Genomic DNA, 20,367 nt, shown 5'->3' with positions numbered 1-20,367 from the left:
ATGGGGAGTCGGGATTCGGAAAGGCGGCTCGCACGCGCTTCCCACCTGCTCCGAAAACCCCAACGTCCGTCACCCCAGCGAAGTGCTTCTCAACAGCGAAGCTGGTCACGCTGGGGTCCAGCGTCTTTCCCAAGCGTCGCGGAAGGCGCTGGATTCCTGCTTTCGCAGGAATGACGGTATGGGCCGCGGGGTGACTCAGGCTTCGACAAAGGCCAGCGCGGCGCTGCCGCGCGGCAATCGCACCTGGGCGTGGCTGCCGTCGACGGCCACGGTTTCCTCGTGGCGCGGCGACCAGTCGCCGTTGCCGGCGACCTCGTTGCCGGCCAGGCGCACGTCGTGGATGGCGTCGATCGAATCGGCCTCCAGCCGCCACAGGCGCAGCCGCGACGCGGGCGCGCCAAGCTCCATGCGCACGGTCACGTCGCGCTGCAAATCCTTGTTGAACAGCGCGATAAGCCGCTGGCCGTTCCTGTCGGCCGCGTAGGCCGTGAGGTTGGCGCCGTTCGCGGCCAGCTCCGCCGACACGAAGCGCGCGCCGCCAAACTGCTGCGCCAGCAGCAAGCCGTAATACAGCGGGCGCGGGTACCAGCCCTGGCCCACGTCACCGGCGATCGGTGTGTAGCGGCCGCTGATCGCATCCAGCCGCTGCTTGAGGTTCGCGCCGTTCGGCGCCGTCGCCACGTTCTTGTTGAGCGAGGCCTCCAGCACCGACAGCGTGCCGGAGTGGATGTTGATGCCGTCCACGCCGGCCTGTGCGCAAGCCAGCGTGAAATCGCCACTCCACAACGCCGAGGCAAATGTATTGCTGACGCCCAGCTTGCCGCCACCCCAGTAGGAATTGGCCTCGGTGAGCAGGAACGGCAGCTTCTTCGCCGCCGCCACCTTGGCAACCTGTTCCGCCTGGCTGATGAAGCCGGGATCGCCCGCCAGCATTTGCGCCACCGTGGTGGTGGGCGCCGGCGCGCCGCCGCGGTAGTAGTGGTGCGTCAGCGCCACGATGTCGTCGGTGTCGCGGGCGAACTTCAGCACCCAGTCGATTTCGTTGCTGGTGTCGGGGCCGGCGATCGGCACATGCGCGCGCTGGCGGATCGCCCCGGCGGTTTTGCGCCACAGCGCCATGTACTCGTCGTAGCTGAAGGCGCTGCCATCCGCGTGCTTGTACAGGCTCGGTTCGTTGCCGATCTGGATCGCCTGCAGCCGGTCGCCCACCGCGCGCTGCACCGCCTCGGCCAGCTCGGCCGCCATTTCCGGCGAACCGCGGCGCAGGTTGACGCCGAATACCAGCCGCCAGCCGGTGGCGTCGAGAAAGCCGGCCAGGTTCGCCAACTGCTCGGGCGTAACCATGTACGGCCGCTTGTACACCGCGTTCGGCAACTGCGGCATCGGCGGCAGCGCACCGGTGTAGCCGCTCCACGCCGAGAAGTCGCTGGAATTGCCGCCGATGCGCAGCACGCCGGCGGGATTCAACCGGCGCAGCAGGCCGATCAGCGCCTCGTTCGATGCCGAAAAATAGCGCGTGTCGTGCATCTGCAGCGTTTCGAAACTCAGGCCGACCAGCCCGGAGGGCACCGTGCGACCGGTCACCGACTCGCCCAGTTTCAGCGTGGCGCGAACTGGCGTTCCACCGGAACCGCCACCGGGTTTCGCGGCGAGCGGGTTGATCAGCGCCACGGCAGCGGCCGTGGCGCCGACCTGAAGGAAGCGACGTCGGCTGGCGGAAATCTCGTGCGTCATGGGCTAGGGCCTCGCGGTTTTCGAGATGACAGATCACTCTCGTCGACGATAAACGAAAAATCCCGCCAGCCGCTAAAATGGCCAACCGATCCCGCCGACTCGAGAGTGACCATGCGCTTTTCCGACGCCCTGCAGCAACGTTGGCGCCAGCACGACACCCTGGTCTGCGTGGGGCTCGATCCGGACCCGGCGAAATTCCCCGCGCACATCAAGGGCGCGCCCGACGCGGTGTTCGCCTTCTGCCGCGCCATCGTCGACGCCACCGCCGACCTGGCCTGCGCGTTCAAACCGCAGATCGCCCACTTCGCCGCCCTGCGTGCCGAAGATGCGCTCGAGCGCCTGATCGCCCACATCCACCAGCGCCATCCCGGCGTGCCGGTGATCCTGGACGCCAAGCGCGGCGACATCGGCAGCACGGCGCAGCACTACGTCACCGAGGCGTTCGACCGCTACGGTGCCGACGCAGTGACGCTGAACCCGTACATGGGCCGCGATTCGATCCAGCCGTTCCTGGATCGCGCGGACAAGGGCGTGATCCTGCTGTGCCGTACCTCCAATCCCGGCGGCGCGGATTTCCAGGCGCTGGATTGCGGCGGCGTGCCGTTGTACCTGCGCGTGGCCGAAACCATCGCCCGCGACTGGAACACGCACGGCAACTGCGCCCTGGTCACCGGCGCCACCTGGCCCGACGAAATCCGCCAGGTGCGTGCACTGGTGGGCGACATGCCGCTGCTGGTGCCCGGCATCGGCGCGCAAGGCGGCGACATCGAGGCGGTGATGCACGCCGGCCGTACCACCGACGGCAGCGGCCTGATGATCAACTCCTCCCGCGGCATCATCTACGCCGGCAACGACAAGGACTTCGCCATCGCCGCGCGCACCGCCGCGACCGAACTGCGCGACACCATCAACCGCTACCGTTAGCGCGCGACCTTTCCCTCGCCATCAAGGGTGCGCAGGACTATTACACGATCCAGTGGGCCGAGCGCAGCCCGGCGCAAGCGGCCCGCGTCGCGTTCGACAAGACACGCTGGGTGGCGCGGCTGGAGCAACTGATGCCGGTGTTTTTGTGCGCGAAAGTTGCGGGCGAAAAGGCCCCTTATCCAAGCTGTGTATCGCGTTTGCCTCGGGACGAAATATCCGACGGCACCACCGACGCCAACGCGCAAGCAACATCCACCTCGCCATCACTGTCACGCTGAGATCGCGACATGCCGCCCTGCGTGCCCGACCACGGCGCCCAGGGCGGCGAGGTAGTAGCGTTGGCGCAACCACAGCGACGATCCTGAGCAGTGTCGAGTACGCAAGCCTCAGCCGGTCGCCGCCTTGGCGGCCTGCAGCGTCTTCGCCTTCAGATCCAGTGCATCGGCGGCATCCAGCAAGGCACGCGCAAAGCTGCGCACTTCGGCCGGGCGCAGCGCGTACCAGTTGCCCGCCTTGCCAACGGTGGGCAGCGTACGGCCCACGCGCGACACGCAATGCGGCCGGAAAATCACCATGCCCGTCAGCGATTCCGAGCTGATGTCGGCGGACACAATCTGCATGTGCGTTTCGTCTTCTTTCTTCACCGAACTTCTCCCGGGCGGGATTCCGCCAAGCGACCACTCTACGCCATCGCCGATTTCGCCCATGGCCCGCGCGCGCGCCCTGCCCCCGCCGCTGTAATCTTGAGCGCTGCGCCCTCGTCCGCGACGTGTCGCTCGCCGAGCCGCGCAGTTCCCCATCCCCAAAAAAGGAAGACGACGCATGGCCGAGCAGATCGACATTCGCATGGAAGACTGGAACCGCCTGCAACGTGAGGTGGCGCGTTTACGCCTCCTGGTGATCATCGCCCTGCTGGCGGTGATTGCACTGGCTGCCGTGTCGTTGCTGCGCAAGCCGGATACACCGACCAAACCGGACCCGATTCTCCGGGCACAGGGCCTGGTGATCACCGATGCGCAAGGCCATGACCGCATCCTGATCGGCGCGCCGGTGCCGGCCAGCAAGGACCGTACGCGCAAGGACAGTGCATCCGACAGCATCATTTTCCTCGGGAAGACGGGCGCTGATCGCCTGGCGCTCGGGCAAATCCCCACGCTGCATATCGATGGCAAGACCTACAAGCGAAGAGGTGATGACAACAACTACGGCATGACGCTCTACGACACCAAGGGCAGCGAGCGCGGCGGCATGGCATTCATGGGCACCGGACGTGTCGGGCTCGCGCTCGATCGCGCCAAGCCCCCGTATGAGGCCATTGGCCTGATGGTCGATGACGAGGAAAATTTTGCCGGAATGTACATCAACTACGGCGACCCCAAGGCGCGGGACTCTGCCATCGAAATGGGCACGGACGCCGAACGCGCTCACATCAAGTTCAATGGCATGGACGGCTTGCCGCACGCGCGGCTCAATATCGATGGAAAAAGCAAGCCGGCCTGGCAATTCGACGACGCCGCATCCGCAGCGAAAGCGGCACAAACCGAAAAGCACTGAGTCATTGCGCCCGTACGCGGTAATCGCTGCGTACGGGCATCGGCGCGTCGCTGCCGATGCCGCTGGCGTACTCGTCCCGGCGCTTTGTCATGGTCGAGCCGATGCGCTGGCGCATCCCGGAACACGACGGCGGCCTGCGCCCGATCGATCAGTCGCTGTCACTCGCGCGGCATGATTCGGCGCAGTCATCGAGCGGCAGGAAGAATCGGCGCTTGGGCACTTCGATGGCGCCGGCGCGACGATAGAATCGTGCCGCGCCGGTGTTCCAGTCGGGTGTCTGCCACTGCACTTCCGCGCAGCCGGCGTGCCGTGCGGCCGCGATGACCGCCGCCAGCAACGACATGCCGATGCCGTCGCCACAGCGCCCTTCACGCACGAACAGGCAATCCATGTGCAGGAATTCGCGCGCCTGCCAGGTCGAGAACGCGCTCGTGGCGGTCGCGTACCCGAGCAGCTCGCCGTGCGCTTCGGCCACCCATGCGTGCAGCCGCGGCGAGGGCGAGAACAGCGCCCGCTCCAATCCCTCGCCGATACCCACCGGCAGCGGCATGGCGCGCTCGTAGCTGGCGTGTTCCGCGCAGAGAAGCACCAGCGTCGGCACGTCCTGGCGCGATACCGGCCGTATCTCGCACGCCGCGGCACCCGCCTTCATGCCGCCACCGTCGACGCCAGCGGCGGGTGCATGTTGCATGGCTGGAGGAACTGTCCTGCATGGCGCGGGATTTGCCACGGCTCACGCATTGCCGATGGCCAGTTCGAACCCCTCATCCAGCCAACCGGCCATGCCGCCCGCCATCAGCTTCACCGGCCGTCCCAACCGGGCCAACCGTACCGCGGCGCGCGCCGCACCGTTGCAATGCGGGCCGGCGCAATACACCACGAACAACGTTGACTCGGGATATGTCGCCAGGCGCGACGCGATGATCTTGCCGTGCGGGATGTTCACCGCGCCGGGAACGTGCCCGCGCGCGTAATGTGCCGGGCTGCGTGCGTCGATCAGCACGAAACCGGGATTTCCCTGCCGCAGCGCGTCGTGGGTATCCCAGCAATCGGTCTCGAACGCGAACGCGGCCTCGAAATGCTGCAGTGCCTGCGCGGGCGGCGCGGCGGGAGTCTGGGTGACGGCGTTGGACATGGCGACTTCCGGTGCTGGAGGGAAGCTCATTGTTCGGTTCCGTCGGCGCGCGCACAATTGGCGAAAACGACACGATTCGATCAGATCATGCCAACCTCACGCCGCCGCGCCATCGCGCGCAATCCGCTGGTCGCCGCGCTGGTGTATGACGGCTTGTGCGGCTTCGAGTTTGCCTGTGCGGCCGAAGTTTTCGGCCTGCCCAGGCCCGAACTGCAGCCAGGCTGGTACCGCTTCGAAACCTGCGCTGCCGAGCGCGGCCCCTTGCGTGGCCAGCACGGCATGCGAGTGATGGCGGACGCCGGGCTGGACCGGCTGGTCGAAGCCGGCACCATCATCATTCCCGGCTGGAAGGGCATCGACGTGCCGGTGCCCATGCGCGTGCTGGACGCGCTGCGCGAGGCGCACGCGCGCGGCGCGCGGCTGTTGTCGATCTGTTCGGGCGCCTTCGTGCTGGCGGCCACCGGCCTGCTTGACGAGCGGCGCGCCACCACCCACTGGCGCTACGCCGACGCGCTGCAACGCCGGTACCCGCGCATCACGGTCGATCCGGCGGTGCTGTACGTGGACGAGGGTCAGTTGCTTACCTCCGCCGGCAGCGCGGCGGGCCTGGACCTGTGCCTGCACCTGGTTCGGCGCGACTACGGCCCGGACATCGCCAACCAGGTGGCGCGACGGCTGGTGATTCCGCCGCATCGCGATGGTGGCCAGGCGCAATTCGTGGAACGACCGGTGCCCAGGCGGCCGAGCAATCCGCTGTCGAAAGTGATCGAGACCATGCACCGCCGACTGGCCAGCCGCCAGTCGATCGCCGAACTGGCTGCGATGGCCGCGATGAGCGAACGCAGCTTCATGCGCCGCTTCAGGGAGGCGACCGGCAGCAGCCCCACGGACTGGCTGATCGCGGCGCGGGTGGACCGCGCACGCGAGCTGTTGGAAGGTTCGTCGCTGTCCATCGACGCCATCGCGCAGGAATGCGGCTTCGGCAGCGCCGTTACGCTGCGCCACCATTTCCGCCGCAAGCTCGGCACCAGCCCCGGCGCGTACAAGGCGCGCTTTGCCTCGGCCAGGGAATTATCGGGGCCTGCTGCTGTTTGATGGCGGACGTGCATTGCCGCCGCTGCGGCGTCGCCACTTTCATCGAGCACCACGACTCGTCACAGCGGACTGCCTGACCAGACGATCCAGCGGCTACTTGGTCGGCGGATACGGGCTCCCCTGCAGCAGCTGCGCCAGATGCGCCGCGTTGCAGGCCTGCGTCTTGATCGCACCGGCCAGCGCCTTGGGCGTTTCCTCAAGATCGATGTAGTTGGTCTTGTGCATCGCCTCGCCCACCCAGTAGCTGGAACTGCCGCCGGGGATGCTGAAACCGACATCGGCGAGCGCCTGGTACATCTCCGCGGTGACGTGGTGGGCGCCGTCCTCGTTGCCGACGACGCAGACCATGGCGACCTTGCCGAAGGTCGGATAGACGCCGTGCTCGTCGATTTCCCCGAACACGGCGTCGAGCCGTTCGCATACCCGCTTGGCGACGCTGCAGGGCTGACCCATCCAGATCGGCGTGGCCAGCACGAAGATGTTGGCGTCGTCGATGCGCTTGCGCAGCGCCGGCCACGCATCGCCCGGGCCCTGGGCGGTTTTCACGCCGGGCTTGATGTCGTGGTTGACGGCGCGCTCGCAGGCGGTCGTCACGCCGTAGTCCTGCAGCGCACCCAGCACCTGGTCGAGCAGTTTCTGGGTGGACGACGATTCGTTGCCGGTTTTGAGGGTGCAGTTGAGGCCGAAGGCGGAAAGCATGGCGGCTCCTTGGATAACGGGGCTATCCAGCCTGCGCCTGCGGATGTCGAGATGCGGTCAGTGTCATGTGTTGCTTCCGCATGGATTCGGTGGCCGGGCACAAAGCCCACCGTATCAGTCGGCGACGCGCACCCCTTTCCAGAACGCCACGCGGCCGGCGATCTGCGCCGCGGCATCTTTCGGTTGCGGGTAGTACCACGCGGCCTGCGCGTTCACCGCGTCACCGACCACCACGTCGTAATAGCTGGCCGTGCCCTTCCACGGGCACACGCTGTGATGATCGCTTTCGCGGAAATATTCCTCTCGCAACGAGGCGGCGGGAAAGTAGTGATTGCCTTCGACCACGACGGTGTCGTCGCTTTCGGCCAGCACGGTGTCGTTCCAGATCGCTTTCATCTTTCATCTCCGGGAGGTAGTTGCGGCATCCGGCCACTCATGCGCGGGACAACGAGCTCAGTTAACCGGCACGGCCTTTGCGGCCGTCTCTTTCCGCAGGACGATCACGCCGTCCAGCACTCGCGACCAGTCCAGCGCGTGGAACTTTCCGTAGTCCAGGGCGCGGGCTGGTATCTTGCCCATCGACGCGAGCTCTGTGTGACCGACGAAGCGCAATGCGACCAGCCCCGCTGTGGCAAAGGCTCGTGACTCCATGGTGTCCGGTGCCGCCGCGGCAAGGGATCGCGGCGTTCCATGCCCACCCACCTGGCCGTAACTGCCGCCGAGCGCACTGAAGCCGATCGCGGCGGCGCGATCGCCCAGCGATTCGGTCAGATAACTTCCCAGCGGGCGGACACTCGGTTTGACGCCCTCAAGTGTTTTCGCCGCATGCACACTGGCGCACCACACCACGATTCGCGTGTTCGCCGGCCAATGCGCGCGGATCCAGACGAAGTTCTGATACATCGCCCGATCGCGCAGGCCAAGAGGGTCTACCCCCGCAAAATCCAGGTAGCGGGCATACGAGTCCGTCATCGCGATCAGCGCAGGGGATGGCTTGGCGTCTTTCGCCCCGAGCTTCGTCCGGATATCCCCCAGGCAACCGCGCAACTGCTTCAGCGCGCTGGCATCGAAAGAATGGGTATCGTCGTATTCCCAGCGGTTGTGGCGCCCGATGATGATGCTGCACGCCTTGCGTCGGTCGCCGGCCAGCACGGACGACAAATCCGTCGGTAACTGTTGTTGCGAATAGTGGGCGGTGATACCCCCGACTTGAGGGTCCATGCCTGCCACCCGTACACGCCCTGCTTGCGCCTCGGTGAACAGCCAGCGCTCGAGCGGCGCGAACGCAGCGTAGCGCGACCACAGTGCACCGATGGCATCCGCGAGTTGCTCCCGAGTTGCCGTACCCCTGGCAATGGATTGCTCGAAATCCAGCATGTCGTAGAACTGGCTTTCGAAAACCACACCGCTGAAACCGCATTCCCCGACCAATCGCCTGACCAGCGACGTCTTCACCGCGATGGTTGTGGCGCCCGCATGGTGCCCATCCTCGCCAAGCAGCACGACCTGCTTCGAGCAGACCGCCTGGATCACGGGGTCAAGTCCGGCTGTTGCTGCACCGGCACGCTCGGGACGGACCGTGGGCTGCGCCCATGCCGATGTCGCTACCGTGCACACCAGAAGCCACACCATCAAGATGGCCACCTGTCGTCCGGCCCTGTTCGTCAACGACAACGCCCTTCTCCCGTCCGCTCAATCGTCTGTAAGGTCCTGCCCCGGAAACAGCACGTCGGTGTAGCCGAATTTGCTGAAGTCGGTAATGCGCGAGGGGTACAGGCGACCGATCAGGTGGTCGCATTCGTGTTGCACCACGCGGGCGTGGAAGCCTTCGGCGGTACGGTCGATGCGGGTGCCTTGCGGGTCGACGCCCTGGTAGCGGATGAGGGAATAGCGGCTCACCGCGCCGCGCAGGCCCGGCACCGACAGGCAGCCTTCCCAGCCTTCTTCCATGTCCTGCGACAGCGGCGTGATCAGCGGGTTGAGCAGGATCGTGCGCGGCACGGCCGGTGCGTCGGGATAGCGCTCGTTCTGGTCGAAGCCGAAGATCACCAGTTGCAGATCGACGCCGATCTGTGGCGCGGCCAGGCCCACGCCGCCGGCATCGTGCATGGTGTCGAACATGTCGGCGATCAGCGCATCCAGCTCCGCGCTGCCCAGCATCGCCGTGGGCACAGCCGGGGCGACGCGCAGCAGCCGGGGGTCGCCCATCTTCAGGATTTCGCGAATCATGCGAGCCTCTCCATCAGGAAACATCCATCCCGAAATTGTGGCGGCCGCCGCGTGAACAAGGGCTCAGGGCCGCGCCGGGCTATTGGCCGCCGAACACCTTTTTCAGCAACTCGGTGCTTCGTGCGGCGGGGTTCTCGCGAATCGACTGCTCCTGCGCACCGATCTCGGTGAACAGGCCGTCCAGCGTTTTCGCCGTCACGTAGTCGTCCAGGTCCAGCGGGCTGCCGCCCTTGTTCGACTTTCCGCCGCCCAGCGCCCCGAGCACGCTGCCGAGCTGGCCACCACCGCTGCCGGCGGTGAACGCCTTGTATTTCCGGGTGACGCCGGCGCTGTCGGTGGCCTGGGCCACGATGGGATGGATGCGCGCGGTCAACGCATCGCCGGCCACGCGGCGGAAGAAATCGGTGGCCGCGTGGTCACCGCCGGTGAGGATGCCGCGCGCATCGTCCAGCGTCATCTTGCGGATCGCGTCGCCGAAGATCCCGGCCACCTGCGGTACCGCTTTCTCGGCGGCGCGGTTCATGCTCAGCTCGAACGCATCCACCTTGGCGCCCTGGCCCAGTTGCCTGGCCAGCTGGCCGGCCTGTTCGAGCTTGCCCGGCAGGGGAATGCGCACCTTGGCGTTGTTCCAGAAGCCGCCGTCGCGGCCGAGGCTGTTGATGGCGTTGGTGGTGCCCTTGGCCAGCGCTTCCTTGAGGCCGGCGGCGATGTCGCTGGTCGGCAGGTTGCTGCCCACCTGCGACGTATTCGAGGTGTGGGTCGACTGCTTGACCCTGTTCAGCAAGTCCTTGAATTGATTGGACCCGGCGGCGCCCACCGGCAACGCGACAACCACCAGGGCAAGACCGCACAAACCGTGACGTATCGCGATGCGCATGGCGTATTTCCTCGATGGCGGCGGGCCGGGCAGTGTAGCGCCGCCCCTGTGACGCGGTGTGCACGGATCCCGCAATTCGACCAATGGCTAGTCCGGCTGGCCTTCTTTGGCATTGACCATCGCCGCCGTCGGGCGGAGTCTTGCGGTATTGCCGAGGAGGAGTTGCCATGCAGACGATGCAAGCCACCGTTCCCCCGCCGAGCGCCGCCAGCAGGATTGTCTGGGCCGCGATCGCCATCATCGGTGCTTTCTGCCTGGGCGTGGTGGCATTGAGACGGGGCGAGCCGATCAATGCGATCTGGCTGGTGGCTGCCGCATCGGCGATCTTCGCCATCGGCTACCGCTTCTACGGCAAGTTCGTCGAACACTCCGTGTTGAAGCTGGACCCCACCCGCGCGCCGCCCTCCGTGCTGCGCAACGATGGGCTGGACTACGTGCCCACCGACAAGTGGGTGGTGTTCGGCCACCATTTCGCCGCCATTGCCGGCGCCGGCCCGCTGGTAGGCCCGGTGCTGGCCGCGCAGATGGGTTACCTGCCGGGCACGCTGTGGATCCTGTTCGGCGTGGTATTTGCCGGCGCGGTGCAGGACTTCATGATCCTGGGCCTGTCGCTGCGCCGCGACGCGCGTTCACTCGGCCACATGCTGCGCGAGGAGCTGGGCCCGGTGCCTGGTCTGGTGGCGATGATCGGCGTGCTGGTGCTGATGATGATCGTGCTGGCCGTGCTGGCGCTGGTGGTGGTCAAGGCGCTGACGCACAGTCCGTGGGGCACGTTCACCGTGGCTGCCACCATCCCGATCGCGTTCCTGATGGGCGGCTACATGCGCTGGTTCCGCCCCGGGCGCATCCTCGAAGTGTCGATCATCGGACTGGTTCTTCTGTTGGTGTCGATCTGGGCCGGCAAGTTCGTGGCCGACTCCGCCACCCTGGCGCCGCTGTTCGACATGGACGCCAAGGCGCTGGCCTGGTGGCTGATCGGCTACGGCTTCGTCGCCTCGGTGCTGCCGGTGTGGCTGTTGCTGGCGCCGCGCGATTACCTGTCCACCTTCCTCAAGATCGGCACCATCGCCTTGCTGGCGCTGGCCATCCTGATCGCCGCGCCGGACCTGCAGATGCCGGCCGTGACCCGCTTCATCGACGGCACCGGCCCGGTGTTCTCGGGCAACCTGTTCCCGTTCCTGTTCATCACCATCGCCTGCGGCGCGGTATCGGGCTGGCATTCGATCATCGCCTCCGGCACCACGCCCAAGCTGCTGGCCAACGAAGGCCAGGCGCGCATGGTCGGCTACGGCGGCATGCTGTGCGAAGCCTTCGTGGCGATCATGGCGCTGATCGCCGCCACCTACCTGCACCCGGGCGTGTACTTCGCGATGAACTCGCCCAGCGCGATCATCGGCACCACGGTGCAGGAAGCGGCCACCACGATCAGCCAGTGGGGCTTCGTCGTCACGCCGGCCGAATTGATCCAGACGGCCAAGGACATCGGCGAGAACAGCATCCTCAGCCGCGCCGGCGGTGCGCCCACGCTGGCCGTGGGCATGGCCCAGCTGCTGCACAACATCATGCCCGGCGGCGGCATGATGGCATTCTGGTACCACTACGCGATCCTGTTCGAAGCGCTGTTCATCCTGACCACCGTCGACGCCGGCACCCGCGTGGGCCGCTTCATGATCCAGGAGATCGCCGGCCTGATCCACAAGCCGCTGCAGGAGACGAATTCCTGGACCGGCAACCTGCTGGCCACCGCGATCTGCGTGTTCCTGTGGGGCTATTTCCTGTATCAGGGCGCGGTCGATCCGCTGGGTGGCATCAACACCTTGTGGCCGCTGTTCGGCATCGCCAACCAGATGCTCGCCGCGATCGCGCTGATGCTGGCCACCGTGGTGGTGGTGAAACTCAAGCGCGAGCGCTACGTGTGGGTGCCGGGCATCCCTGCGATCTGGCTGATCATCTGCACGATGACTGCTGGTTACCAGAAACTGGTCGGCCCGATCAGCTTCACCGCCGCCGCCAACAAGTACAACGCCGCCCTGCAGCAGGGCCAGTTGCTGGCGCCGGCCAAGACCCCGGCCGCCATGCAGCAGATCGTCACCAACAACTACGTGGACATGGCGCTCACCGGCCTGTTCATGCTGCTGATCGTGGTGATGGTGGCGTTCTGCCTGCGCGCTCTGGTCAAGGGCTGGCAGGCCAACCATCCGACCGCGCACGAAGAGCCCTACGTGGCGTTGGGCAGCGTGGCGTCATGATGGCCACCACGTTGAACGCTGTACGCAAGTGGGCGGTGCAGACCGCCCGCCTGTGCTGCGGCATCCCCGACTACGACGTCTACGTGAAGCATCTGCGCGAGCATCACCCCGAGCGCACGGTGCCCAGCTACGGCGAGTTTTTCCGCGAGCGGCAGGAAGCGCGCTACAAGGGCGGCGGCGGACGCTGCTGCTGAGACACCTGTGGGAGCGGCTTCAGCCGCGATGCTCTTGGGACAGCTGCAGAGCATCGCGGCTGAAGCCGCTCCCACCGGAAGTGTCATGCGCATTGGTCAATCGGCGCCAAGCGAGGACAATGGGTCGCTTGCCTGCCCGATGTCCACCATGTCTTCCATCGAAAACACCCTCCCGTTACCGCCAGACTCCGCACCGCTGCAGCGCCACCCCGGACTGCGCGTCATCGCGATCTACGAAGTGATCAAGACCGTCTGTCTGGTACTGGTGGCGATGGCCGCGTTCCATCTGGACCACCAGCAGAATTTCGAACACCTGGTGCATTGGCTGGAACATCTTTCGCTGGCCGACAGCAATGGCCTGCGCTGGAAACTGGTAGGCGTGCTGGTGGCGTTCGGCCCCAGCAAGTTCGTGGCGGTCGGGGCGGTGGCGCTGGGTTATGCGCTGCTGTTTGGCATCGAGGGCGTCGGCCTGTGGCTGGGCAAGCACTGGGCGGAATGGTTCACGGTGATCGCCACCGGCTCGCTGATCCCGCTGGAGTTGTACGAGACGCTGCACGGTTTTGGCTGGCTCAAGCTGGCCACGCTGGTGGGCAATGTCGCCATCATCGTGTACCTGGTGCGTATCGCGCTGCAGCCGCGCCCCAACCACTGACCCGCCAGAGCTTCTGCGCCGCGTTTTTGTGGGAGCGACTTCAGTCGCGATGCTGTGGCTCTTCGCCCCTCGCTCGAAAAGCATCGCGGCTAAAGCCGCTCCCACAAGTGCATGGGCGGCAGCTCACACTTCGTGGTGGATTGCCTCGGCTTGCATTGCGCCAGCCGCATCGCTCCGCGACGGCAGCAACTCCACCAGATACATCGCCGCCAGCACCAGCGCGCCGCCGACCAGCATGCGCCAGCCCAGCACGTCGGTGCCGAACAGCACCGCGAATGCGGCGGCGAACACCGGCTCGGTCGTCATCACGATGGCGGCGCGGGTGGCCGGCAAGTGCGACTGCGCCCAGGTCTGCATCAGCATCGCGCCGGCACCGGCGATCAGCGCCATGTACAGAATCGCCAGCCACGCGTTGCGGTCCGGCGGCCACACCGGGCCATGCGGCGCGGTGGCCAGCAGACAGACCGCGGCGATCGCCAGCATCTGCACCGCCGACATGCCGAACGCCTCGCCCGGCCGCGACCATTGCCCCAGCCCCACGATGTGCAGTGCATACAGCACGGCCGAGGCCAGCGTCAGCCACACGCCCAGATCCACCGACAACCCGTTGAGCGACAGCAGCGCCAGCCCCGCCGTGGACAAGGCCACCGCCAGCCACGTCACGGCCGGCATCCGCCGGCGCAACAGCAACACCGCCAGGATCGGCGTGAACACCACATACATGCCGGTGACAAAACCGCTGACACTGGGCGCGATCAAGGCCAGGCCCCATGTCTGCAGCAACTGCCCCGCACCGTAGAGCGCCCCCAGCAACAAGCCGCGCACCAGCTGTTGCCGGCCAAGCCGCCACACCGGCCGCGCGAACAACGCCAGCATCACCCCCGCGCCGATCAGGAAACGCACAGCCAGAAAATCCGCCACCGGCATGCGCCCCACCACGTCCTTGATCAGCACGAAGGTCGAGCCCCAGACGGCGGTCATTGCCAGCAGGCCGAGGGTGGCGAGGGTGGTGGTCTGGCGCGGGTTGGGCATGGGGTTTGGAGGGAATGGGGAATGGGGAATGGGGAATGGGGAATGGGGAATGGGGAATCGGAAAATCTCCCACCGATCGCCCTGCGCGTAGCCGCGCAGCGGCGGAGTCGAAGGGTGGTTATGCAGCAGGGCTTCGACGTCGCCGCTGCGTGGCTACGCGCAGCCGGAACGGTTTTACGGGAGCTGCGGCGCGGAATCAGGCGTTTGTATGCCGCGCCCGTTGCCTCGCCCGCCACCACTGCCCCGGCACCAGCAGCAAAAAATGTCCCCAGATGCCACACCACACCGCGGCGGCCAGCAGCGGATTGCGCGCGGCCGGGTCGAATTTGCGGAACCAGCGCCACATGCCGCGGTGCTTGTAGCGGCTGACGAATACCGGCCGGTGGCGGCTGGAGCTGCCCTTGCCGTGCGGCACATGCACGTCGCCGGCAAGCAGCACCTGGTAGCCGGCATCGCGCACGCGGCGGCACAGGTCCAGGTCTTCGCAGTGCAGGAAATAGCCTTCGTCGAAGCCGTCCAACTGCTCGAAAACGGCGCGCGGCAGCAGCATCACCGCGCCGGAGACGGCCTCGGCTTCCACCACCCGGTCGGGGATGGCGCCATCGATGGCCACGCCTTCTCCCGCGCCACCGAACAGGCTGGTGAGCGCGCGCCGCAACAATGGATCGCGGCGGAACGAGGCCGGGTCGGGCTGGCCATCGGCATCGCACACCACCGCACCAACCAGGCCCGCGCGCGGATGCGCTTCGAGGATGTCGAGCAACCGCTGCAACGCCGTTTCCCGCAGCAGGCAATCAGGGTTCAACACCAGCAAGGTTTCGCCGCGTGCCTGCGCGGCGGCGCGATTCACCGCCGGCCCGAAACCCAGGTTTGCACTGCTTTCAATCACCCGTAGCCGCGCGTCACCCGCATGCGCCTGCGCGATCGCCTGCGGCATGCCGTCGGCGGAGGCGTTGTCGATCAGGATCAGTTCCAGCGGCAAGGTTCCGGCCAATACCTCGCGCACACCGTCACGCAACGAGGGGCCGCTGTCGGCCGACACGATGATGATGCTGACCGCGGGCGCGGAAGCGGAAGAAGAAGGAGGATTCACCCGCACAAGTATGCGGGAGCGGGGCAGATGTGAGAACACGTGGCGGCGATCATCGCGTAGACCTGTGGGAGCGGCTTCAGCCGCGATGCTCTTTCTTTGGAGCTGTCCCGCAAAGAGCATCGCGACTGAAGTCGCTCCTACATCGACCGGCGTCCGCGGGAGCCGGAGACGTGTTCCAGCGGCACGGGCATGTCGCCTTCGCGTCGCTGCAGCCAGGGCTGTTCGCCGTCCCAGCCGTACAGGTTCCAGCCGCGCAGGCGGTGGCAGCGGTGATGGTCGCGATCGCACAGCAGCAGGCGACGGCCGCGTTCGGGGCGGGCGGCGAACCAGCGTCCGCCCGGGCTGAAATCGCATTGCTCGCCGGCTTCCAGTTGCATGCCGTCGGCGAACAGGTAGCTGCCCTCGCGCCACTGCAAGCTGCCACCGCGCGGATCGGCGAGTTCCGCTGATGCGGCGCGCCACTCGGGCGGGCGCAGTTCGATGATGCGTGCGGGCGGGCCGATCGGCGCGCGGGCCAACTCGGGCCATTCCGCATCGGAGGTGGTGCCGGCGGGCGCGCGGCGCAGGTCGCGGTCCAGCCAGGCCTCCATGCCCGCCAGCAAGGTGTAGCCGGCGAGTGCACCCAGCAGTGCGGCACCCACGCCGAACGCTCCGCCGCCCAATGCCCGTTGCAGCGCGACCATCACGCCCGGCAGTCCCCAGCGCAATGCGCGCCGCAGCAGCCTGGCGTGCTCCGCCGGCCAGTGCAGTTGCAGCAACAACGCGGCAGCCAGCGCCAGCAACAGGGGCAGGCCCAGCCACCATGGCAGCAATGCCAGTGCCGCCAGCCATGCCAGCATCGGCGCCACGGCATGCCACTCGGGTAAGCGCCACCGGGCCATGGCTCAGTGGCGTTCTGTGGGCGGTGGAACGATCAGCCGCACCACACGCGGGCGTTGCGGAACATGCGCATCCACGGCGAATCCTCACCCCAGTTTTCCGGATGCCAACTCAACTGCACGCTGCGGAACACGCGCTCCGGGTGCGGCATCAGGATGGTCACGCGGCCATCGGCGGCGGTGAAGCCGGCCAGCCCGCCGGGCGAGCCGTTGGTGTTGAGCGGGAAGTTCTCGGTGGGCTTGCCGCGGTTGTCCACGAAGCGCACCGCGCCATGCGACTTGGACGGGCTGCACACCTGCGGAAAACTCACCCGACCTTCGCCGTGCGCCACCGCCACCGGAATCCGCGAGCCGGTCATGCCCTTGAAGAACAGGCTGGGCGAGTCGAGGATTTCCAGCGTGGCCACACGCGATTCGTACTGCTCCGACGCATTGCGCAGGAACTTCGGCCAGTGCTGCGCGCCAGGAATGATTTCCTTCAGCTGCGACAGCATCTGGCAGCCGTTGCACACGCCCAGGGCGAACTTCGTCTCGTCGGCGAAGAACGCCGCGAACTGCTCGCGCAGGCTGTCGTTGTAGAGGATCGAGGTGGCCCAGCCGCGGCCCGCGCCCAGCACGTCGCCGTAGGAGAAGCCGCCGCACGCGGCGAAACCGCGGAAATCGGCCAGCTTGATGCGGCCGCTGGCGAGATCGGACATGTGCACGTCCACCGCGTCGAAGCCGGCGCGGGTGAACGCGGCGGCCATCTCCACCTGACCGTTGACGCCCTGCTCGCGCAGTATCGCGATGCGCGGTCGCTGGCCCTTGGCGATGAGCGCGGCGGCCACGTCCTGCGTCGGGTCGAACGTGAGCTTTGGCGAGATGCCCGGGTCGGCATCATCCAGCCGCCATTCCAGCTCGGCGTCGGCGCTGAGCGGGTTGTCGCGCAGGCGCTGCATGGCGTGGCTGGTTTCGTTCCAGGCCGCGTACAGCGTGCTCCAGTTCCACTTGAACAAGGTGTCGCTGCCGTTGAACAGCTTGATGCCCAACTTTTCTTTTGGACGTCCAATCCGGTGACTGCAACCGGCCAGGTCGTATTTCACCAGCAGGCTCTCGAACGCCTCGCGGTTGGCGTCGGCCACCTGCATCACGGCGCCCAGCTCCTCGTTGAACAGCGCGCGCATGGCCGCTTCGGCCCAGCCGTCCAGATGGATTTCCAGACCGCAGTGGCCCGCGAAGGCCATCTCCAGCAAGGTGACGATGACGCCGCCGTCGGAACGGTCGTGGTACGCCAGCAACAGGCCGCTGGCGTTCGCTTCCTGCACCAGCTCGAACAGCGCACGCAGGCGCTTGGCGTCATCGAGATCCGGCGGCACGCCGCCGCCGCGGTTGAACACCTGGGTCAGCGCGGAGCCGCCCAAGCGGTCACGGCCGGCGCCCAGATCGACCAACCACAGTGACGAGTGACCGCGATCGAGCTTCAGTTGCGGGGTCAGCGTGCGGCGCACGTCGCCCACGCGGGCGAAACCGGTGATCACCAGCGACACCGGCGACACCGTGCGCTGCGGCGTTCCACCGTCCTGCCACACCGTCTGCATCGACAGCGAGTCCTTGCCGACGGGGATGGAAATATCGAGTTCGGGGCACAGCTCCATGCCCACCGCTTTCACCGCATCGAACAGCGCAGCATCCTCGCCCGGATGGTTCACCGCGGCCATCCAGTTGGCCGACAAACGCACCTCGCCCAGCGAGGCGATCGGTGCGGCAGCCAGGTTGGTGATCGCCTCGCCCACCGCCAGCCGTGCCGCATCGGCACTGCTGAGCAGGGCCACCGGCGCGCGTTCGGCCATCGCCATCGCCTCGCCCGCGTAGCCGTCGAAGTCGGCGACGGTGACGGCGCAATCGGCCACCGGCACCTGCCATGGGCCGACCATCGGATCGCGATGATTCAGCCCGCCGACGGTGCGGTCGCCGATGGTGATCAGGAAGCTCTTGCTGCCCACGCCCGGCAGCCGCAGCACGCGCAGCAGCGCCTCGTCCATGCCGATGCCGGTGAGGTCGGGCACCAGGTCCACGCGTGGCTTGATGCGGGTGGCGTCACGGTGCATGCGCGGCGGTTTGCCGAACAGCACGTCCATGGGGAGATCGATGACGATCTCCCGGGATTCGGGATTCGGGATTCGGGATTCGTCAGAAGCGGCCGCGCGCGTGACCAGCAGGCGACGTTCTTCCGTGGCATCGCCCACGACGGCATACGGGCAGCGTTCGCGCACGCACATGGCCTCGAATCGGGCCAGGTTTTCCGGCGCGATGGCCAGCACGTAGCGTTCCTGCGATTCGTTGCTCCACACCTGCATCGGCGACAGCGAAGGGTCGTCGCAGGGGATTTTCGACAGGTCGATCACGCCGCCCACGTTGGCGTCGTTGAGCAACTCCGGAATCGCGTTGGACAGGCCGCCGGCGCCCACGTCGTGCACGCTGACGATGGGGTTGGCCTCGCCCAGCGCGCAGCAGGCGTCGATCACTTCCTGGCAGCGTCGCTCCATCTCGGGGTTGTCGCGCTGCACCGAGGCGAAATCCAGCTCCGCGCTGGAGGCGCCGCCGGCCACCGAGGAGGCCGCGCCGCCACCCAGGCCGATCAGCATCGCCGGGCCGCCCAGGACAATCACCTTGTTGCCCGGCTGCACCGGGTGCTTCAGCACATGGCCGGCGCGCAGGTTGGCCAGGCCGCCGGCCAGCATGATCGGCTTGTCGTAGCCGCGACGCAGGCCCGGCTCGCCGGTCTCGTGCTCGTAGCTGCGGAAATAGCCGCCGAGGCAAGGGCGGCCGAATTCGTTGTTGAACGCGGCCGCGCCCAGCGGGCCGTCGCGCATGATCTCGAACGCGCTGGCCATGCGTGGCGGCAGCGGGCGCTCCACTTCCCACGGCTGCGGATGGCCGGGAATGCGCAGGTCGGAGACCGAGAAACCGGTGAGGCCGGCCTTCGGCTTGCCGCCGCGGCCGGTCGCGCCCTCGTCGCGGATCTCGCCACCGGCGCCGGTGGCCGCGCCAGGCCACGGGGCGATCGCGGTGGGGTGGTTGTGCGTTTCCACCTTGATGGCGAAGTCGATGCGCTCCTCGATGCCGCGCCACACGCCATCATCCGGGTCGGTGAAGAAGCGCTTGCCGTTGCTGCCCTCGATCACCGCGGCGTTGTCCGAATAGGCGGACAGCGTGTACGCCGGGGAGCGCTGGTGGGTGTGCTTGATCATGCCGAACAGGGTCTTGTCCTGCTCCTCGCCGTCCACCGTCCAGCTGGCGTTGAACACCTTGTGCCGGCAGTGCTCGGAATTGGCCTGGGCGAACATGAAAAGTTCGGCGTCGGTGGGGTCGCGGCCCAGCTCGGCGTAGCGGTCGGCCAGGTAGTCGATCTCGTCGTCGGCCAGCGCCAGGCCCAGCCGCCTGTTGGCCTCGGCCAGCGCGCCGCGGGCGTCGTCGCCCAGCGCGATGTATTGCAGATCACCCGGTGCGCCGCCCAGGAACAGGCTGTGCGCGTCCTCGATGCGGCTCAACACCGATTGCGTCATCGCATCGTGCAGCAGTGCCATCACCGCTTCATGAGCAGGCGTGCCCGCGTCCGGCAGGCCGGCCATGCGCCACGCCATGCCGCGCTCCACCCGCCGCACATCGGCGCCGAAACCCGCGCCATGCAGAATGTCGGTGGCCTTGCTCGACCACGGCGAAATCGTGCCCAGCCGCGGCACCACCCACAACGTGGCCGGCTCCGGCGCCCCATCCTTCGCTTCCAGCACGGCCAGCAGCCGCTGGCGCAGCACGCCCTCGGGCGCGGCATCGGCGTCGATGAAATAGACGAACCACGACGCCTGCACGCGTACACCGTGATGCAGGGCATCCAGGCGGGCGTTGAGGCGTTCGAGGCGGAACGGCGAGAGGGCGTTCTGCCCGTCGAGTGCGATCATGCGGGGAACGGCGCTGTGCAGGGAAAACGCCCATTCTAACCCAGTGGCGAGCCGAGGTCTGCCGGTGGAGGTCCCGCCGCATCA

General features: G+C 67.1%; 19 protein-coding genes. 6 read left to right on the top strand and 13 right to left on the bottom strand.

The genetic code is table 11. From position 1 onward, the window contains the following. Positions 1–195 precede the first annotated feature (195 nt). On the bottom strand, positions 196–1,734 hold the full coding sequence (locus UU9_RS16715; RefSeq protein WP_007082949.1) for a hypothetical protein: 1,539 nt from the start codon (positions 1,732–1,734) through the stop codon (positions 196–198). Between the two features lie 111 nt (positions 1,735–1,845). On the opposite strand from UU9_RS16715, the gene pyrF reads away from it, so the two are divergent. After that, complete coding sequence (gene pyrF, locus UU9_RS16710) at positions 1,846–2,658, top strand: orotidine-5'-phosphate decarboxylase (RefSeq protein WP_007082948.1); 813 nt, start codon at positions 1,846–1,848, stop codon at positions 2,656–2,658. Between the two features lie 386 nt (positions 2,659–3,044). Here the strand turns inward: pyrF and UU9_RS16705 are convergent, their stop codons facing one another. Then, complete coding sequence (locus UU9_RS16705; RefSeq protein ID WP_040671294.1) at positions 3,045–3,278, bottom strand: hypothetical protein; 234 nt, start codon at positions 3,276–3,278, stop codon at positions 3,045–3,047. 202 nt (positions 3,279–3,480) lie between these two features. Between UU9_RS16705 and UU9_RS16700 the strand changes: the two genes are divergently transcribed. Next, complete coding sequence (locus UU9_RS16700) at positions 3,481–4,212, top strand: hypothetical protein (protein ID WP_007082946.1); 732 nt, start codon at positions 3,481–3,483, stop codon at positions 4,210–4,212. Between the two features lie 148 nt (positions 4,213–4,360). Here the strand turns inward: UU9_RS16700 and UU9_RS16695 are convergent, their stop codons facing one another. Further along, positions 4,361–4,903, bottom strand: coding sequence for a GNAT family N-acetyltransferase (locus UU9_RS16695; RefSeq protein WP_007082945.1), 543 nt, complete (start codon positions 4,901–4,903; stop codon positions 4,361–4,363). 42 nt (positions 4,904–4,945) lie between these two features. After that, entirely contained in the window at positions 4,946–5,347 is a 402-nt protein-coding gene (locus UU9_RS16690; RefSeq protein ID WP_007082944.1) for a rhodanese-like domain-containing protein, read from the bottom strand. A gap of 87 nt (positions 5,348–5,434) precedes the next feature. Here UU9_RS16690 and ftrA point away from each other — a divergent pair, with 87 nt between their 5' ends. Further along, a complete protein-coding gene (gene ftrA / locus UU9_RS16685) occupies positions 5,435–6,442 on the top strand; it encodes a transcriptional regulator FtrA (protein WP_007082943.1) in 1,008 nt (335 codons plus the stop codon). Positions 6,443–6,535: 93 nt separating this feature from the next. Here ftrA and UU9_RS16680 read toward each other — a convergent pair whose 3' ends face one another. The 5 genes from UU9_RS16680 to UU9_RS16660 all read right to left on the bottom strand — a co-directional run bounded on the left by UU9_RS16680 (position 6,536) and on the right by UU9_RS16660 (position 10,247). Next, on the bottom strand, positions 6,536–7,141 hold the full coding sequence (locus UU9_RS16680; protein WP_007082942.1) for a flavodoxin family protein: 606 nt from the start codon (positions 7,139–7,141) through the stop codon (positions 6,536–6,538). Between the two features lie 114 nt (positions 7,142–7,255). After that, positions 7,256–7,537, bottom strand: a complete 282-nt coding sequence (locus tag UU9_RS16675) for a DUF427 domain-containing protein (RefSeq protein WP_007082941.1) — start codon at positions 7,535–7,537, stop codon at positions 7,256–7,258. A gap of 57 nt (positions 7,538–7,594) precedes the next feature. Beyond that, entirely contained in the window at positions 7,595–8,773 is a 1,179-nt protein-coding gene (locus UU9_RS16670; protein ID WP_156804338.1) for an erythromycin esterase family protein, read from the bottom strand. A 60-nt stretch (positions 8,774–8,833) separates the two neighbouring features. After that, on the bottom strand, positions 8,834–9,370 hold the full coding sequence (gene def / locus UU9_RS16665) for a peptide deformylase (RefSeq protein WP_007082939.1): 537 nt from the start codon (positions 9,368–9,370) through the stop codon (positions 8,834–8,836). 79 nt (positions 9,371–9,449) lie between these two features. Then, positions 9,450–10,247, bottom strand: a complete 798-nt coding sequence (locus UU9_RS16660; RefSeq protein ID WP_007082938.1) for a DUF4197 domain-containing protein — start codon at positions 10,245–10,247, stop codon at positions 9,450–9,452. Between the two features lie 176 nt (positions 10,248–10,423). Between UU9_RS16660 and UU9_RS16655 the strand changes: the two genes are divergently transcribed. The 3 genes from UU9_RS16655 (at position 10,424) to UU9_RS16645 (ending at position 13,342) form a co-directional block, all read left to right on the top strand. Continuing rightward, positions 10,424–12,496 (top strand): carbon starvation CstA family protein, encoded by a 2,073-nt coding sequence (locus UU9_RS16655; protein WP_040671292.1) that lies wholly within the window; start codon positions 10,424–10,426, stop codon positions 12,494–12,496. After that, positions 12,496–12,690 (top strand): YbdD/YjiX family protein, encoded by a 195-nt coding sequence (locus UU9_RS16650; protein WP_007082936.1) that lies wholly within the window; start codon positions 12,496–12,498, stop codon positions 12,688–12,690. Before UU9_RS16655 ends, UU9_RS16650 begins: the two co-directional genes overlap by 1 nt. Before the next feature lie 148 nt (positions 12,691–12,838). Continuing rightward, positions 12,839–13,342 carry a DUF2127 domain-containing protein gene (locus UU9_RS16645; RefSeq protein ID WP_050982475.1) on the top strand — a complete coding sequence of 168 codons (504 nt, stop codon included), beginning with the start codon at positions 12,839–12,841 and terminating at the stop codon, positions 13,340–13,342. Between the two features lie 123 nt (positions 13,343–13,465). Here UU9_RS16645 and UU9_RS16640 read toward each other — a convergent pair whose 3' ends face one another. The 4 genes from UU9_RS16640 to purL all read right to left on the bottom strand — a co-directional run bounded on the left by UU9_RS16640 (position 13,466) and on the right by purL (position 20,283). Next, positions 13,466–14,374 (bottom strand): DMT family transporter, encoded by a 909-nt coding sequence (locus UU9_RS16640; RefSeq protein WP_007082934.1) that lies wholly within the window; start codon positions 14,372–14,374, stop codon positions 13,466–13,468. 196 nt (positions 14,375–14,570) lie between these two features. Then, entirely contained in the window at positions 14,571–15,467 is an 897-nt protein-coding gene (locus UU9_RS16635; RefSeq protein ID WP_040671284.1) for a glycosyltransferase family 2 protein, read from the bottom strand. A gap of 137 nt (positions 15,468–15,604) precedes the next feature. Then, positions 15,605–16,348 (bottom strand): hypothetical protein, encoded by a 744-nt coding sequence (locus tag UU9_RS16630; protein ID WP_040671282.1) that lies wholly within the window; start codon positions 16,346–16,348, stop codon positions 15,605–15,607. 32 nt (positions 16,349–16,380) lie between these two features. After that, positions 16,381–20,283, bottom strand: a complete 3,903-nt coding sequence (purL, locus tag UU9_RS16625) for a phosphoribosylformylglycinamidine synthase (protein WP_007082931.1) — start codon at positions 20,281–20,283, stop codon at positions 16,381–16,383. Positions 20,284–20,367: the final 84 nt, after the last annotated feature.

Origin of the sequence: Rhodanobacter fulvus Jip2, assembly GCF_000264315.1 — a bacterium.
GTDB lineage: Bacteria > Pseudomonadota > Gammaproteobacteria > Xanthomonadales > Rhodanobacteraceae > Rhodanobacter > Rhodanobacter fulvus.
Note: the sequence above shows the minus strand (reverse complement) of the source record. Positions and strands in the feature narration are given on the sequence as shown.